General features: G+C 37.5%; 17 protein-coding genes. All 17 read left to right on the top strand.

Going from position 1 to position 15,460, the window contains the following annotated elements; genetic code table 11:
• Nucleotides 1–78 precede the first annotated feature (78 nt).
• The 17 genes from KHA96_RS05525 (at nt 79) to topA (ending at nt 15,369) form a co-directional block, all read left to right on the top strand.
• A complete protein-coding gene (locus KHA96_RS05525; protein ID WP_213128697.1) occupies nt 79–411 on the top strand; it encodes a putative DNA-binding protein in 333 nt (110 codons plus the stop codon).
• An 11-nt stretch (nt 412–422) separates the two neighbouring features.
• Nucleotides 423–1,769 carry a signal recognition particle protein gene (gene ffh, locus KHA96_RS05520; RefSeq protein ID WP_213128260.1) on the top strand — a complete coding sequence of 449 codons (1,347 nt, stop codon included), beginning with the start codon at nt 423–425 and terminating at the stop codon, nt 1,767–1,769.
• 94 nt (nt 1,770–1,863) lie between these two features.
• Entirely contained in the window at nt 1,864–2,136 is a 273-nt protein-coding gene (gene rpsP / locus KHA96_RS05515) for a 30S ribosomal protein S16 (RefSeq protein WP_213128259.1), read from the top strand.
• 11 nt (nt 2,137–2,147) lie between these two features.
• The gene (locus tag KHA96_RS05510) at nt 2,148–2,381 is read left to right on the top strand and encodes a KH domain-containing protein (protein WP_213128258.1); all 234 of its coding nucleotides are present in this window, start codon (nt 2,148–2,150) and stop codon (nt 2,379–2,381) included.
• A gap of 502 nt (nt 2,382–2,883) precedes the next feature.
• Nucleotides 2,884–3,276, top strand: coding sequence for a YlqD family protein (locus KHA96_RS05505; protein ID WP_213128257.1), 393 nt, complete (start codon nt 2,884–2,886; stop codon nt 3,274–3,276).
• Nucleotides 3,277–3,278: 2 nt separating this feature from the next.
• Nucleotides 3,279–3,797: a ribosome maturation factor RimM gene (rimM, locus tag KHA96_RS05500; RefSeq protein ID WP_213128696.1), complete on the top strand. Its 519-nt coding sequence runs from the start codon at nt 3,279–3,281 to the stop codon at nt 3,795–3,797.
• Nucleotides 3,797–4,516, top strand: coding sequence for a tRNA (guanosine(37)-N1)-methyltransferase TrmD (gene trmD / locus KHA96_RS05495; protein ID WP_213128256.1), 720 nt, complete (start codon nt 3,797–3,799; stop codon nt 4,514–4,516). The genes rimM and trmD overlap by 1 nt, the downstream gene beginning before the upstream one ends.
• Nucleotides 4,517–5,434: 918 nt before the next feature.
• Nucleotides 5,435–5,779 (top strand): 50S ribosomal protein L19, encoded by a 345-nt coding sequence (rplS, locus tag KHA96_RS05490; RefSeq protein WP_213123191.1) that lies wholly within the window; start codon nt 5,435–5,437, stop codon nt 5,777–5,779.
• Between the two features lie 143 nt (nt 5,780–5,922).
• A complete protein-coding gene (lepB, locus tag KHA96_RS05485) occupies nt 5,923–6,465 on the top strand; it encodes a signal peptidase I (RefSeq protein WP_213128255.1) in 543 nt (180 codons plus the stop codon).
• Nucleotides 6,466–6,485: 20 nt separating this feature from the next.
• A complete protein-coding gene (gene ylqF, locus KHA96_RS05480; RefSeq protein WP_213128254.1) occupies nt 6,486–7,343 on the top strand; it encodes a ribosome biogenesis GTPase YlqF in 858 nt (285 codons plus the stop codon).
• Nucleotides 7,344–7,385: 42 nt separating this feature from the next.
• Complete coding sequence (locus KHA96_RS05475; RefSeq protein WP_213128253.1) at nt 7,386–8,162, top strand: ribonuclease HII; 777 nt, start codon at nt 7,386–7,388, stop codon at nt 8,160–8,162.
• A 24-nt stretch (nt 8,163–8,186) separates the two neighbouring features.
• Nucleotides 8,187–9,455: a hypothetical protein gene (locus KHA96_RS05470; RefSeq protein ID WP_213128252.1), complete on the top strand. Its 1,269-nt coding sequence runs from the start codon at nt 8,187–8,189 to the stop codon at nt 9,453–9,455.
• Nucleotides 9,452–9,745 carry an EscU/YscU/HrcU family type III secretion system export apparatus switch protein gene (locus KHA96_RS05465; RefSeq protein ID WP_213128251.1) on the top strand — a complete coding sequence of 98 codons (294 nt, stop codon included), beginning with the start codon at nt 9,452–9,454 and terminating at the stop codon, nt 9,743–9,745. Before KHA96_RS05470 ends, KHA96_RS05465 begins: the two co-directional genes overlap by 4 nt.
• Before the next feature lie 76 nt (nt 9,746–9,821).
• Nucleotides 9,822–10,982 (top strand): ADP-forming succinate--CoA ligase subunit beta, encoded by a 1,161-nt coding sequence (gene sucC, locus KHA96_RS05460; RefSeq protein WP_213128250.1) that lies wholly within the window; start codon nt 9,822–9,824, stop codon nt 10,980–10,982.
• A gap of 36 nt (nt 10,983–11,018) precedes the next feature.
• Nucleotides 11,019–11,921, top strand: a complete 903-nt coding sequence (sucD, locus tag KHA96_RS05455; protein WP_213128249.1) for a succinate--CoA ligase subunit alpha — start codon at nt 11,019–11,021, stop codon at nt 11,919–11,921.
• A gap of 182 nt (nt 11,922–12,103) precedes the next feature.
• A complete protein-coding gene (gene dprA, locus KHA96_RS05450; RefSeq protein WP_213128248.1) occupies nt 12,104–12,868 on the top strand; it encodes a DNA-processing protein DprA in 765 nt (254 codons plus the stop codon).
• A gap of 425 nt (nt 12,869–13,293) precedes the next feature.
• Nucleotides 13,294–15,369, top strand: coding sequence for a type I DNA topoisomerase (topA, locus tag KHA96_RS05445; protein WP_213128247.1), 2,076 nt, complete (start codon nt 13,294–13,296; stop codon nt 15,367–15,369).
• Nucleotides 15,370–15,460: the final 91 nt, after the last annotated feature.

Below are 15,460 nucleotides of genomic sequence, written 5' to 3'. Positions count from 1 at the left end.
GATGTTGACTTTTTTAATTGATATATGTATGATTTGTGTGTAAAGGATTTTAACTTAACAAGGGGGATTAATATGACAATGCTGGAGAAAACAACTCGTATGAATTATTTATACGATTTTTATCAAGCGTTGTTGACTCCTAAGCAACGTAGTTATATGTCCCTATACTATCTTGATGATCTTTCACTTGGTGAAATTGCGGAGGAATATGAAGTAAGTAGACAAGCGGTCTACGATAATATTAAACGCACAGAAGCCATGCTGGAGGAATATGAAGATAAATTACGGTTGTTTCAAAAGTTTCTAGAGCGCGGTCATATTATCGAGCAGATCGAAGAATGTATGGCAGTTGGGAAATTGGACAATCCCAAGCTAAAACAATACTTAGTATTGCTTAAGGAATTGGATTAGGGGGCGGCAATATGGCATTTGAAGGATTAGCCGACCGGTTGCAGGCGACAATGCAAAAAATCCGGGGTAAGGGAAAAGTGACGGAAGCTGACGTGAAAGCAATGATGCGTGAAGTTCGTCTAGCGTTGCTTGAAGCGGATGTTAATTTCAAGGTCGTTAAGCAATTTATCTCAAAAGTAAGTGAAAGAGCAGTCGGCCAAGAGGTAATGAAGAGCCTTACTCCTGGCCAGCAAGTCATAAAGGTCGTAAAGGAAGAACTGACAGAATTGATGGGTGGCGAACAAAGCAAAATTGCGGTAGCAAATCGTCCACCAACCGTCATTATGATGTCGGGTCTTCAAGGTGCCGGTAAAACAACAACAACTGGCAAATTAGCCAATTTATTGAGAAAAAAGTTCAATAGAAAGCCACTTCTCGTTGCCGCTGATATTTATCGCCCGGCGGCGATTAAACAATTGGAGACAATTGGAAAGCAATTGGACTTACCTGTTTTTTCATTAGGGGATAAAGTTAGTCCGGTAGAAATTGCTCGTCAGGCTATCGAGAAGGCAAAGGAAGACCACCATGATTATGTTCTCATAGATACAGCAGGAAGACTTCATATTGATGAAGAACTCATGGATGAACTTAAAGAAATTAAGGAAGTTGCAAAACCTGATGAGATTTTCCTTGTAGTTGATGCCATGACAGGACAAGATGCAGTTAATGTTGCACAAAGCTTTAATGAGATACTAGAAATTACCGGAGTTGTTTTAACAAAGCTTGATGGTGACACTCGAGGTGGTGCGGCATTATCGATTCGTTCCGTTGCTGAAAAACCGATTAAGTTTGTAGGGATGGGCGAGAAAATGGATGCATTAGAGCCTTTCCATCCTGAGCGCATGGCTTCAAGGATACTGGGAATGGGTGATATGCTTTCCTTAATAGAAAAAGCGCAAGCGAATGTAGATGAGGAAAAAGCGAAAGAACTGGAACAAAAGTTTCGTACTGCATCATTTACGCTGGATGATTTTCTTGATCAATTAGGGCAAGTAAAAAATATGGGGCCACTTGACGAATTATTAAAAATGATGCCTGGGGCCAATAAAATTAAAGGCATGAACAATCTGCAAGTAGATGAAAAGCAGATTGGCCATGTCGAAGCCATCATTCGTTCGATGACTACAAAAGAAAAAGAACAACCAGAAATCATTAATGCTGGAAGACGCCGCCGCATTGCAAAAGGCAGCGGTACAACTGTACAGGAAGTAAATCGTCTTCTAAAGCAATTTGATGAAATGAAAAAAATGATGAAACAAATGACAGGGATGCAACAAAAAGGAAAAAAGAGAGGCGGCTTTAAGCTACCTTTTATGTAAAAAAATTAAGATGTAAAGAAAAAACACTTTACAAACAAAACAAACATTTGATATTATACTATCTTGTGTGAAACTATTCGGAGGTGCTATTAAAATGGCAGTAAAAATTCGTTTAAAACGTATGGGAGCAAAAAAATCTCCTTTCTATCGTATCGTCGTAGCTGATGCTCGTTCACCACGTGATGGACGTATCATTGAAGAAATTGGAACATACAATCCAATCTCTCAACCAGCTCAAGTAGCAATTAATGAAGAAACAGCTTTAAAATGGCTTCAAGATGGTGCAAAACCATCTGACACTGTTCGTAACTTATTTTCTAAGCAAGGCATCATGGAAAAATTCCATAACGCAAAGAATAGTAAGTAATAGTGATCGTCATGAAAAATCTAATTTTGTCGATTGTAACGCCGATTGTTGATTATCCCGATGAGGTTCGGGTACGTGAAGTAGAAGAAGATCAACGTATAACTTATCATCTTTCCGTTCATGAAAGAGATATAGGAAAAGTGATTGGAAGACATGGTAGAGTTGCAAAAGCCATTAGGACAGTAGTCTATGCCGCAGCAGGATTAAAACAACATAAGAAGGTTTACATGGAAATCGACGAATAGGGGGGCGTAATTACCTCCCTTTTTTGTTTATCAATACATAAATCTCTCGTAATAACGAGGCTGCTGAAAAAGAAGTCCTTAAACTTGGTTTTTGCTTACGCTCCTGATGCTACGCTTTCCGCGGGCATCGAAAAGCGTCTCGAGGGTCTCAGACAAGCATATGTTCTGAGGAAAAAAGTCGCTTTTTGACTTTTATTGACTCAGGTTATTTGACCTCGAGGGGCTAGCGCCTACAACTAGACAAGGTACGGGTTTGTCTAGCTATGATTTCTATTGGCTAGCAAACTTTCAGCTTCTTCCTACGATAAGTCAACAACGATTCCCTTTATCAGGTTCACCGCACGCGCCCCGGAACGCGTTCGCCTAGAACGGAAATCAACGGCAGAAGGCCGTTGCATATGGATTATTTATATCATTCAATAAAAAGTGATATAAGAAAACCTTGTATCATTAGACTCGGTTAATGCCAAGAGCCTATTACATAATGAGGAGGATGGCAATCATGAGAATTCTCCAATCTGTATCTGTTAAACAGGTTTTAACAGAAATGAGTAAGTATAAACTACTAAAAAAATATAAAAATAATAAGCAGCAGTTGAAAAAAGAATGCGATCAACTCCTCTTTGAGATGAAAAAGCTGGAAAGAACCCGTAAGTATACTTCCGGGGGGCTAAAAACACAATTTGATAAAGAAATTGATATGCGCAAGGAAAAAATTAAGCTCATTGACTTTCAAATCGACCAGCTTGATATGCTGCCAATCGGCAGTGAACTTCATGATCAAGATATACAAGCAGTTATTGACGTTAAAGTCGGAGATAATTGGGAAGAATTAACAAAGGGAAAGACCATTATCATTAAAGACGGCATCATCACAGAAATACGGGAGAGGTGAAGATAATGAACTGGTTTAATGTAGGAAAGATCGTAAATACACACGGAATAAAAGGTGAGGTAAGGGTCATTTCTAAAACGGATTTTCCCGAAGAACGGTACTCCCCTGGAAGTCTACTTTATCTATTTTTACCTAGATCTAAAGATCCTATTAAACTTATTGTAAAAAGCCATCGTACACATAAAAATTTTGATTTACTAACGTTTGAAAACTATTCAAATATAAGTGACGTTGAAATATGGAAAGAAGGCATATTAAAAGTTTCCGAAGAACAATTAAATGATTTATCTGAAGGAGAATATTATTTTCACGAAATAATTGGCTGTACAGTAGTTACAGTCGATGATGAGGAAATTGGAATTGTGAAAGAAATCCTTACTCCTGGTGCAAATGATGTTTGGGTCGTTAAACGAAAGGATGACAAGGAATTTCTGATTCCGTATATTGAAGATGTAGTCATAAACATTTCAAAAGAAGATAAGAGAATTATCATTAATCCAATTGAAGGGTTACTAGAATAATGAAAATCGATATTTTAACTTTATTTCCGGAGATGTTCTCTGGGGTCTTTGGTTCTTCCATTTTGAAAAAAGCGGCAGAAAAAAAAGCTGTTTCTTATAATGTTGTAAATTTTCGAGAGTTTTCAAATGATAAGCATAAGACCGTCGATGATTATCCTTATGGCGGAGGAGCGGGAATGGTTTTAAAACCGCAGCCAATTTTCGACGCAGTCGATTATTTGAAAAAAGATCGTAATGTAGACCCGCGCATCATTTTACTCTGTCCTCAAGGTGAAACGTATACTCAGAAAAAAGCAGAAGAATTAGCTAAGGAAGATCATTTAATTTTTATATGCGGCCATTATGAGGGATACGATGAGAGAATAAGGGAATACCTCGTTTCGGATGAAATATCGATTGGCGACTATGTTTTGACTGGCGGTGAGCTTGGCGCCATGGTTGTCATAGATTCCGTCGTTCGCTTACTTCCAGGTGTGCTTGGAAATGAAGACTCACCTATATATGATTCCTTTTCCTCAGGGTTATTGGAACATCCTCACTATACACGACCAGCTGAATATAAAGGAATGAAAGTCCCGGATATTCTTTTATCTGGGAATCATAAGAAAATTTATGAGTGGCGTGAAGCTGAATCATTGAAAAGAACAAAAAATAGACGGCCTGATTTACTGGAAAAATATTTACTTGAAAAAGAAGGAAAAGTGGATTCTTCTGATTAAGAATTCTATAAAAGCTTAAATTTTCATCACTGCTTTTTCTAAAATCCTTTTGTAATTCTAAGTATCTATTGTTACCATGTGTCACGCAGTCCGAATACACTTCGCTTTCCTCGGGTGAGTGGCAAGCCTTCTCGGGTTATGCCCTGCGGAGTCTTGCTTATCTCACACTTCCCACAGGAGTCTAAGTGTATTCGGACTGCTCAGCGATAACTATTGCTTCTTTTTTTAAAATAACTGTTCCAAAAGAATTAAGACAGCTTGTTTCGATTTATTTTTGCATTCGATCGATCAGTACATAAACTTGAGGCATGATAAAGTAGAATCACTAATTCGAAGTGAATGTTTTGCTTTTTACCATGAAAAAATCGAGCGTTATCTGGTCGGAAGTATTCTTTAAATAATCATTTTCACGCTCACCAACTGTATGCTGTTTACATAACTCATTTCATGCCTTAGATCCTCTGGATAGTGCCTCTTGTCAAGCCTTGTTCAGAAAAGTCGAAAGCACATAAATATTTGTGCTCTGGGTGTGAATGGATCAATTGAATATTTATAGATTATATTCATGCTTTTTGGTGATTTCGAACACGTTGATTGTAGCAGAAGACCCGAGACTCTTTGTCGACTAAAGTCGGCCACTTCCTGAGGCCAACATCGACACTAGAACGTCCTGTCCGTCAAGTCCAACTGCACTTGGCAAGCGAGTGTCTGTAGCGGAAAGCAACAACTTAGGAACGTCGAAAAACTGTCTGTCAATAAGAAAATCAGTAATCTAAAAAAGTTAATTGCAATCAATATATGTTATATGTTAATATAGTTTTTGTGGCTAAGGCTGATAAGCCTCTTAAGCCTGTAACAACGTTGTTCCGCTGCATTGGTATTGTTTGCAAGAGCATCGGTTGGAAGGAGATGAATACGATGCACAAAATTATTGAAGAAATCACAAAAGAACAACTTCGCAATGATCTTCCGGCATTTCGCCCTGGTGATACTGTACGTGTCCATGTAAAGGTAGTTGAGGGTACACGTGAAAGAATCCAGCTTTTCGAAGGGTTAGTTATTAAGCGCCGTGGAGGCGGAATCAGTGAAACTTTCACTGTCCGTAAAATCTCTTATGGAGTTGGAGTTGAGCGTACATTCCCTGTACACACTCCAAGAATTGCGAAACTTGAAGTCGTGCGTCGCGGTAAAGTTCGCCGTGCGAAACTTTACTATCTACGTAAACTACGTGGAAAAGCAGCTCGTATCAAAGAAATTCGATAATTTATGTTTGAACGTTAAAAGGAGCTTGATTACAAGCTCCTTTTATTTAATTGAGGTAATTCTATAGGAAAATGTTTATTTTTCCTTTACAATAGTGTATACATAGATAAAAGCTGTATTGACCTTTATTGGATGGTGAAACGATGACTAAAGAAAAAAACGAACTATGGGAATGGACAAAGGCTTTACTAATTGCAATAGGCTTGGCGGCAGTGATTAGATATTTTCTATTTGCGCCTATTGTCGTCGATGGGTATTCTATGATGCCTACTCTACATAATGGGGATCGAATGATCGTAAATAAACTCGGAAAACCAGAGCGGTTCGATATCATCGTTTTCCATGCACCTGAACAAAAAGATTATATAAAGAGGGTAATTGGTTTACCGGGAGACACTGTTGAATATCGGGACGATACCTTATATATAAATGGTAAACCTTATGCAGAGCCGTATTTGGACAGCTATAAGAGCCAGATTGTTGAAGGCCCATTAACGGAAGATTTTACATTAGAAGAAACCCCAGTAGGGCAAAAAACTGTTCCTGAGGGCGAATTATTTGTGATGGGGGACAATCGAAGGTCGAGTAAAGATAGTAGACATATTGGCTCAATTTCGATTAAAAAAGTAATTGGGGATACTAATATGGTATATTGGCCTTTTAAGGATATAAGGTATGTTAAGTAGATAGCTGGAGGAACAGATTCATGACAATTCAATGGTTTCCAGGACATATGGCAAAAGCGCGCAGGGAAATAACAGAAAAACTTAAATTAGTTGATATCATTTTTGAACTGGTTGATGCTCGCATTCCTGAATCATCTTCGAATCCTATGCTAAAGGAAATCATTCAACAAAAACCACGTCTTATTTTATTAAATAAAGCAGATATGGCAGATCGTGCGATAACAAATAAATGGATTGACTATTATGCGGAGCAAGGTTTAACAGCTTTGTCCATTAATTCACAGGCTGGAACGGGCTTGAAGGAAATTGTAAAATCTGCCGAAAAGCTCCTGCATGAAAAAATAGAGCGCCAAAAGGCAAAAGGATTAAAGCCAAGGGCTATAAGAGCAATGATTATTGGTATTCCAAATGTAGGTAAATCAACTTTAATAAATCGATTAGCGAAACGAAATATTGCAAAAACTGGGAATACTCCTGGTGTTACAAGAGCTCAACAATGGATAAAAGTAGGTAAAGAGCTGGAGCTATTGGATACACCTGGAATATTATGGCCAAAGTTTGAAGATCAAGAAACGGGTTATAAGCTTGCCTTAACAGGTGCAATCAAAGATACTTTATTGAACATGCAGGATATCGCAGTATTCGCTCTTACTTTTTTGCAAACATATTATGAAGAACGCTTGTTAGAGCGGTATCAGTTAAACGAGATCCCGGAGGAAATATCCGTATTATTTGATAAGATTGGTCAGCTTAGAGGCTGTCTTGCTTCTGGGGGAGAAGTGGATTATGATAAGACCGCGGAAATCGTAATACGAGATCTTAGAATGCAAAAGTTTGGCAACCTTACTCTTGATTTACCAAAACAAAAACCAGAATAAGATCCCGTTATGGGGTCTTACATTTTTTTATGGAGTTATAAAATGAAAAAAACATCGATTCAAGAAATTAGAAAATTAATTGAACATATTCAGAATGAAGAGGATCCTATCTTAATTCAGTTAGCTAGTGATTCTAGAAAGGGTGTGCAAGATTTACTTGAAAAGTGGCATCATACGAAAAAAAAGGAGCAAGCAGATCTAGAAAATTATCGGCAAATGAAAGCATTTGAAAGGGAAGGCAGAAAACAAGGGTTTAATTTCATTGCTGGTATTGATGAAGTAGGGCGAGGTCCTCTTGCCGGCCCAGTAGTTTCGGCTGCTGTAATACTTAAGGAAGATTCATATATACGAGGACTTAATGATTCCAAAAAGTTAACAGAAAAAAAACGTGAGGAATTATACACACAAATTATGAATGCAGCAATAGCAGTGGGGATTGGTATTATATCTGCTAAAGAAATTGATAAAATAAATATATATGAAGCGACAAAAAAGTCGATGTTGGCCGCAATTCAAAATTTAAGTACTCAGCCAGATTATTTACTAATAGATGCAATGAAAATAAATAGTATCTACCCCGAAACATCTATCGTAAAGGGTGATGCCAAAAGTGTGTCAATTGCAGCAGCATCAGTAATAGCAAAGGTAACGCGAGATCGCATTATGAAGGAGTACCATAACAAATATCCTCAATACGGTTTCCACTTACATATGGGCTATGGAACAAAACTTCATCTTGAAGGTCTTAATGAACATGGACCATGTTCGATACACCGAAAAACATTTGCTCCAATAAAAACACTGTTTGATTGGAAGTGACATTGTATGGTCATACAAGCAATCATGAACGATTTGCTACAAAATCAAGAAACTCTTCCGAGAAACAGTCTCCAATTTCGATTTGGTCAGATTTTTTATGGGACAGTACAAAAGCTGTTCCCTAACCAACATGCAGAAATTAAATTAGGAGCCCATAAAATAATTGCTAAGCTTGAAGTACCGTTATCCACTGGAAAAGGGTACTGGCTTCAAGTAAATTCGAATGATGGCGCTCCCAAATTAAAACTGCTCAATCCGTCGACTCAATATGGCATAGCTGAAAAAAATTCATCAGCTAAAATTTTGCATCATTTAGGACTGCAAAATGAAAAAGTAAACCAATCATTGATCAATCATATTATGAACCATTCTTTTTCTTTAACAAAGGAAGAGATTATTCGTGCTAGCCAGCTTCTCAATCAATCAAATAATCATGAAGAGGGACTGCAAATCATTAAATTAATGTCTCAAAAAAATCTTCCTTTCAATGAAGGAATCTTTAAGTCATTATTAGCTGCTGGAAGTAGTGAATCCACTACTCAGTTAGTAAAAGCCCTACATGCCTCCTTGCTTACGGAACAAGGTCTTAATGATTCGGGAAAAGATCTATTAAGATTATTGCAATCATTGGAATCCGATCATGTGGAATCTTTGCTAAATAGACGGGAAGATACATTAAATCATTTAAAACAATCGATCCATCGAACAGGAATTTTTTATGAAAATACAATACTTGATCGTGAGATTAATAATGCATTGATGAAAGATTCGATAAAACCATTATTAGTCGCATATTTGCAAGAGCATTCACAATCAATCCAAAGCGATGCAAAAAACATTGCAGAGCAATTATTATTTAGAATGAATGGGTTTCAATTAATATCATCGGAAAACGGTCCCGTTCACCATCTATTATTTGAAATTCCAATTAAACTAGGGTCTTATCAATCTGAAATTGTTATGCAATGGTCTGGAAAACGATCAGATGACGGAAAAATCAACTCTGATTTTTGCCGAATCATTTTTTATCTGGATTTGGAGCATTTAAAAGAAACCATGGTGGATATGCAAATACAAAACCGAATTGTTACTGTAAATATCTTAAATTCAAGTAATGAACTACAAAAACTTTCTGTCGGTCTGCTGCCTGCTGTTACAGCGGGATTAAAGGAATTGGGCTATCATCTATCATCCCTACATTTTAAGTTGCCAGAAGACCTAAAGAAACAAAATGTAAATAGACATAATTATCATTCCAATCAATCCTATACAGGGGTGGATATTAGGATATGAAAAATAATAGAAGAGATAGACCGCTGAAAGAGGCAGTGGCTCTCCACTATCAGAGTGAGGTGCACGATGCGCCTATTGTTGTTGCTAAGGGAAAAGGAATCATTGCGGAAAATATTATGGCAAAGGGAAAAGAACATAATATACCTGTTCAACAAGATTCCACACTCGTAGAGTTATTGAGTCAATTAAATATTAACGAAACAATTCCAGAAGATTTATATAATGCTGTTGCGGAAATATTTGCATTTATTTACAAATTAGATAAACGTATAGGAAACGAACGGCAATAATATTGGACATCCGATAAGCGTTTTTATACAATATATAAGGCAATCTATTTTTGACAGAGTGATTGGAGGATGGAAAATGAATATCCACGAATATCAAGGTAAAGAAATCCTCAGAAAATATGGGGTTACTGTACCTAATGGGAAAGTTGCTTTCACCGTTGAAGAGGCAGTTGAAGCGGCAAAAGAGCTTGGTTCCGATGTATGTGTTGTAAAAGCTCAAATTCATGCTGGTGGTCGAGGTAAAGCTGGCGGTGTAAAGGTAGCAAAAAACTTAGAAGAAGTGCGTACATATGCCGATGAAATTTTAGGGAAAACGCTTGTGACCCATCAAACAGGACCGGCTGGAAAAGAAGTTAAGCGCCTTTTGATTGAAGAAGGATGCGATATTAAAAAAGAATATTATGTAGGACTTGTTGTTGACCGTGCGACAGATCGAGTTGTATTAATGGCTTCTGAAGAAGGCGGTACCGAAATTGAAGAAGTAGCGGAGAAAACTCCTGAAAAAATCTTCTATGAAGTAGTAGATCCAGTAGTCGGTTTAACAGGATTCCAAGCACGCAGGATTGCTTTTAATATTAATATTCCGAAGGAACTTGTCGGTAAGGCAGCGAAATTTATGCTTAGTCTGTACCGAGCATTTGTGGATAATGATTGCTCAATTGCGGAAATCAACCCTCTAGTAGTTACGGGTGATGGAAATGTAATGGCTCTTGACGCTAAATTGAACTTTGATGCAAATGCATTATTTAAACATAAGGACATCGTTGAGTACAGAGACCTTGATGAAGAAGATGAAAAAGAAATCGAGGCATCAAAATACGACCTTAGCTATATTTCACTAGATGGAAATATCGGCTGCATGGTTAATGGAGCCGGACTTGCCATGGCTACAATGGACATCATTAAACATTATGGTGGAGATCCAGCCAACTTCCTTGATGTTGGGGGCGGTGCTACAGCGGAGAAAGTAACAGAAGCATTTAAAATAATCCTATCTGATCAAAATGTAAAAGGTATTTTCGTCAATATTTTCGGAGGAATTATGAAATGTGACGTTATTGCAACTGGTGTTGTAGAAGCAGCTAAACAAGTAGGTCTTGAGGTTCCGCTTGTAGTTAGACTAGAAGGTACAAATGTCGATTTAGGCAAGAAAATATTAAATGAATCTGATATCAACATCATTGCTGCAGAATCAATGGCAGACGGTGCGCAAAAAATTGTTAAATTAGTAGGATAAACGTCTGCACGAAAGAACAGAAAGGTAGGGAAAATAATGAGTGTTTTTGTCAATAAAGATACGAAAGTAATCGTGCAAGGTATTACGGGATCTACCGCTCTTTTCCATACGAAACAAATGCTCGAATATGGCACAAAAATCGTTGGCGGCGTAACACCAGGCAAAGGTGGAACTGAAGTAGAAGGAGTTCCTGTATTCAATACAGTAGATGAAGCAGTTAAAGCTACTGGAGCTAATGCTTCTGTCATATATGTACCTGCACCTTTTGCAGCAGATGCTATTTTAGAGGCAGTAGACTCTGAGTTGGATCTTGTCATTTGTATAACAGAGCATATTCCTGTTCTTGATATGGTAAATGTAAAGCGCTATATGGAAGGCAAGAAAACGCGTCTTGTTGGTCCTAACTGCCCTGGAGTTATTACTCCTGATGAATGTAAAATTGGTATTATGCCTGGATACATTCATACGAAGGGCCATGTTGGAGTTGTTTCCCGTTCCGGAACATTGACGTATGAAGCTGTTCATCAATTGACTCAAGCAGGAGTCGGCCAATCTACTGCAGTTGGAATCGGCGGAGACCCAGTCAACGGTACAAACTTTATTGATACGTTGAAAGCATTTAATGAAGATCCTGAAACAGAAGCTGTTATCATGATCGGTGAAATTGGCGGGACAGCTGAAGAAGAAGCAGCAAGATGGGTAAAAGCTAATATGACAAAGCCGGTTGTAGGGTTTATAGGCGGTCGCACAGCACCCCCTGGGAAACGCATGGGACATGCTGGTGCTATCATCTCTGGTGGTAAAGGTACGGCAGATGAAAAAATCCGTGTCATGAATGAGTGTGGTATTCAAGTTGCAGAAACACCATCAGTCATTGGAGAAACACTTATTAATGTGTTAAAAGAAAAAGGTCTTTACGAAAAGTGTAAAACACACTAAACAAATATTCATGAAAATAGCCTCTCCTAAAAAGAGGGGCTATTCTACAATAAAATAAGAAAAGGGGTTTGGTTAATATCTTTAATGAAAAATTATTTCACCTCGTTCACTCCAAGTATGTGACGAATACGTCCATAAGAAACCTTCTAAAACATGATCCCCAATTACGCCATCTTTATGATATGCCCACGTCCAAATTACAACAAATCTTTAAAATCAATTCCCATACAATGGAGAAGTTTAAAAACGAATTCCTTTCCATTAATGTGCATAAACTTATTAAACTATATAACTCTAAAAACATATCTTATATTACTTTTAATGATCCTGAATATCCTAAAGCTCTAAAAGAAATTCACGACCCTCCATTAATACTATTTTTGATGGGAGACAAATCATTGTTATCGAAACATGCGATTGCTGTAGTTGGGGCCAGGGCGGCTAATCATTATGCACGTACAGCTCTGGATTTTATTTTACCGGAATTAATAAGGAATCATATTGTCATTATAAGCGGTCTTGCCAAAGGGACCGATACGTACGCACATGAAAAAACGATTGAATATGGAGGGGAAACGATAGCTGTTCTCGGGGGAGGATTCTTTCATTTATATCCCTCTGAAAATAAAGCGCTTGCAGCAAAAATAGTGAAAAACCATTTGCTATTATCAGAGTATCCCCCTATAATCAAACCAGAAAAATGGCATTTTCCGATGAGGAATCGCATTATAAGTGGACTTTCGAAAGGAACTGTTGTGGTCCAAGCAAAAAAGAGAAGTGGCTCGTTAATCACAGCAGATATGGCACTTGAAGCAGGCAGAGAAGTTTTTGCTTTACCTGGTCCAATCGACGACTCACTGTCAGAGGGAACGAATCATCTTATTCAGCAAGGAGCAAAGCTAATTGTTTCTGGACAGGATATTTTGGAGGAGTTATTTCTAGATTAACGTATAAATTGGAGTTTTAAAAAATAAAAAGCTTGCAATTACTTATATTGTAGGATAGATTTTTCATAAACATTTTATAGAAAATGAAAGTACATTATGTCCAGCTTCAGGGTCCGTCGTATAGCAAAATTCTTGGCCTTCTCTTTTGCTTAAATCAACATCGGCTCGTCCTGTCTAGCTACATTCGACAGCCACTCGAGGCCAAATAACCATCAATAAAAGTCAAATACGGACTTTTTTTACTAAGAACATTTGCTTGTCGGGGCTAATCAAGCGACTTCGGCTTTTCCAATCTTGCATATGTTTCCTTTATTCAGTCGAAGGCCTGAAATTTGTACGTCGTTGGGAGAGACGCTTAGCATTTCTATTTGACAAAATGATCTTTCCCATATAGTATTTACTCTGATTTATAGGGAGGTTTATGCATGTCGGATTACTTAGTGATTGTTGAATCGCCTGCAAAGGCAAAAACAATAGAACGTTATCTTGGAAAAAAATATAAAGTAAAAGCGTCCATGGGACATATAAGAGATCTTCCAAGAAGCCAAATGGGTGTAAACGTAGATGAAAATTACGAACCAAAATATATAACTATTAGAGGAAAAGGACCAGTTCTGAAAGATTTGAAAACTGCAGCCAAAAAAGCAAAAAAAGTATTTCTAGCTGCCGACCCCGACAGAGAAGGAGAGGCAATTGCTTGGCATTTAGCGCATAGCTTAGATGTAGACGTATCATCTGATTGTCGTGTCGTGTTTAATGAAATTACAAAAGATGCAATCAAGGAATCTTTTAAACATCCTCGTCCAATCAATATGGACCTTGTTGATGCACAACAGGCGAGAAGAATCTTGGATAGGCTTGTAGGATATAATATTAGCCCTCTTCTTTGGAAAAAGGTAAAAAAGGGACTTAGTGCTGGAAGGGTACAATCTGTCGCAGTACGTTTAATAATAGATAGGGAAAATGAAATTAAGAAATTTATTCCTGAAGAATATTGGTCGATAGTAGGAAATTTTAAAAAGGATAAAGAAAATTTTCAAGCGTCATTTTTCGGATTAAAAAACAAAAAAACGAAGCTTAGTACTAAAGATGACGTCGATGCTATCATGAATAAATTAAATGGTGATAAGTACGATGTAGAATCAGTGGAGAAAAAAGAGAGAAAAAGGAACCCAGCATTACCTTTTACGACATCTTCTTTACAACAAGAAGCTGCGCGTAAATTAAATTTCCGTGCTAAAAAGACGATGATGCTTGCGCAGCAGTTATATGAAGGTATAGCCATAGGGAAAGAAGGTACGGTCGGTTTAATCACATATATGAGGACTGATTCTACGAGGGTTTCTGAAGTGGCACAGAAAGAAACAGCCGAATATATTGAAGCTCAATTTGGGAAAAACTTTTTAAAATATTCTAATCAAAAGGATAAAAAACAAACAAATGCTCAGGATGCCCACGAAGCAATTAGACCTACAAGTACTTTAAGGGATCCGAATTCCGTAAAAGCCTACTTAAGCAGGGATCAGCATCGCTTATATAAACTTATATGGGATCGGTTTGTTGCTAGTCAAATGGCTCCTGCTATCATGGATACTATGGCTGTCACATTAAAAAATGGAGAAGTTTATTTTCGGGCCAACGGCTCTAAAATAAAATTTCAAGGCTTTATGAAAGTGTATGTTGAAGGATCCGATGATCAACAAGAAGAAAAAGAAAACATGCTTCCGGATTTGGCCGTGGGGGATATAGTCAAAGTTGAAAAAATAGATCCGAAACAACATTTTACACAACCACCTCCGCGATATACGGAAGCTAGATTAGTAAAAACCTTGGAAGAACTCGGAATTGGAAGACCTTCGACATATGCTCCTACCCTTGATACGATTCAAAAACGTGGATATGTCGCGCTTGATAATAAACGATTCATTCCGACTGAACTTGGGGAAATCGTTCTTGATTTAATTATGGAGTTTTTCCCTGAAGTAATTGATGTAGAATTTACCGCAAAAATGGAAAATGAATTAGATGAAGTGGAAGATGGTAATATCCAGTGGGTTTCAATCATTGATGAATTTTATAAAGGCTTTGAGATAAATTTAAAAAAAGCAGAAATAGAAATGCAGGAAGTAGAAATAAAAGATGAATATGCAGGCGAGGATTGCGAAAATTGTGGAAACCCAATGGTAATAAAAATGGGGCGCTTTGGTAAATTTATGGCCTGCAGTAACTTTCCGGATTGTCGCAATACGAAACCAATTGTGAAGCAAATTGGTGTAAAATGTCCAAAGTGCAAAGAAGGAAATATCATTGAGCGAAAAAGCAAGAAAAAAAGAATTTTTTATGGATGTGATCGCTACCCATCTTGCGATTTTGTCTCATGGGATAAACCTCTTGAACGTCCATGCCCTAAATGCAACAATGTTTTAGTTGAGAAGAAGCTTAAAAAAGGCATTCAAGTACAATGTACAGAATGTGATTATAAAGAAAAACCTGTCCAATAATAACAAATAAAAAGCTATCTCCAAATAAGGGATGGCTTTTTATTTTTCACAAAAGAAGTATTTATAAAATTAACTCATGAAAGTATTAGCT

This window comes from Bacillus sp. FJAT-49711 (assembly GCF_018343715.1).
Lineage (GTDB): Bacteria > Bacillota > Bacilli > Bacillales > Bacillaceae_C > Lederbergia.
The sequence above is the reverse complement of the archived record's forward strand: the minus strand, read 5'-3'. Positions and strand labels throughout refer to the sequence as shown.

What these genes read in the sequence shown, in the direction of transcription:
- KHA96_RS05525 (WP_213128697.1), top strand. Translation starts at nt 79, where the DNA reads ATGCTGGAGAAAACAACTCGTATGAATTATTTATACGATTTTTATCAA.
- ffh (WP_213128260.1), top strand. Translation starts at nt 423, where the DNA reads ATGGCATTTGAAGGATTAGCCGACCGGTTGCAGGCGACAATGCAAAAA.
- rpsP (WP_213128259.1), top strand. Translation starts at nt 1,864, where the DNA reads ATGGCAGTAAAAATTCGTTTAAAACGTATGGGAGCAAAAAAATCTCCT.
- KHA96_RS05510 (WP_213128258.1), top strand. Translation starts at nt 2,148, where the DNA reads ATGAAAAATCTAATTTTGTCGATTGTAACGCCGATTGTTGATTATCCC.
- KHA96_RS05505 (WP_213128257.1), top strand. Translation starts at nt 2,884, where the DNA reads ATGAGAATTCTCCAATCTGTATCTGTTAAACAGGTTTTAACAGAAATG.
- trmD (WP_213128256.1), top strand. Translation starts at nt 3,797, where the DNA reads ATGAAAATCGATATTTTAACTTTATTTCCGGAGATGTTCTCTGGGGTC.
- rplS (WP_213123191.1), top strand. Translation starts at nt 5,435, where the DNA reads ATGCACAAAATTATTGAAGAAATCACAAAAGAACAACTTCGCAATGAT.
- lepB (WP_213128255.1), top strand. Translation starts at nt 5,923, where the DNA reads ATGACTAAAGAAAAAAACGAACTATGGGAATGGACAAAGGCTTTACTA.
- ylqF (WP_213128254.1), top strand. Translation starts at nt 6,486, where the DNA reads ATGACAATTCAATGGTTTCCAGGACATATGGCAAAAGCGCGCAGGGAA.
- KHA96_RS05475 (WP_213128253.1), top strand. Translation starts at nt 7,386, where the DNA reads ATGAAAAAAACATCGATTCAAGAAATTAGAAAATTAATTGAACATATT.
- KHA96_RS05470 (WP_213128252.1), top strand. Translation starts at nt 8,187, where the DNA reads ATGAACGATTTGCTACAAAATCAAGAAACTCTTCCGAGAAACAGTCTC.
- KHA96_RS05465 (WP_213128251.1), top strand. Translation starts at nt 9,452, where the DNA reads ATGAAAAATAATAGAAGAGATAGACCGCTGAAAGAGGCAGTGGCTCTC.
- sucC (WP_213128250.1), top strand. Translation starts at nt 9,822, where the DNA reads ATGAATATCCACGAATATCAAGGTAAAGAAATCCTCAGAAAATATGGG.
- sucD (WP_213128249.1), top strand. Translation starts at nt 11,019, where the DNA reads ATGAGTGTTTTTGTCAATAAAGATACGAAAGTAATCGTGCAAGGTATT.
- dprA (WP_213128248.1), top strand. Translation starts at nt 12,104, where the DNA reads ATGCCCACGTCCAAATTACAACAAATCTTTAAAATCAATTCCCATACA.
- topA (WP_213128247.1), top strand. Translation starts at nt 13,294, where the DNA reads ATGTCGGATTACTTAGTGATTGTTGAATCGCCTGCAAAGGCAAAAACA.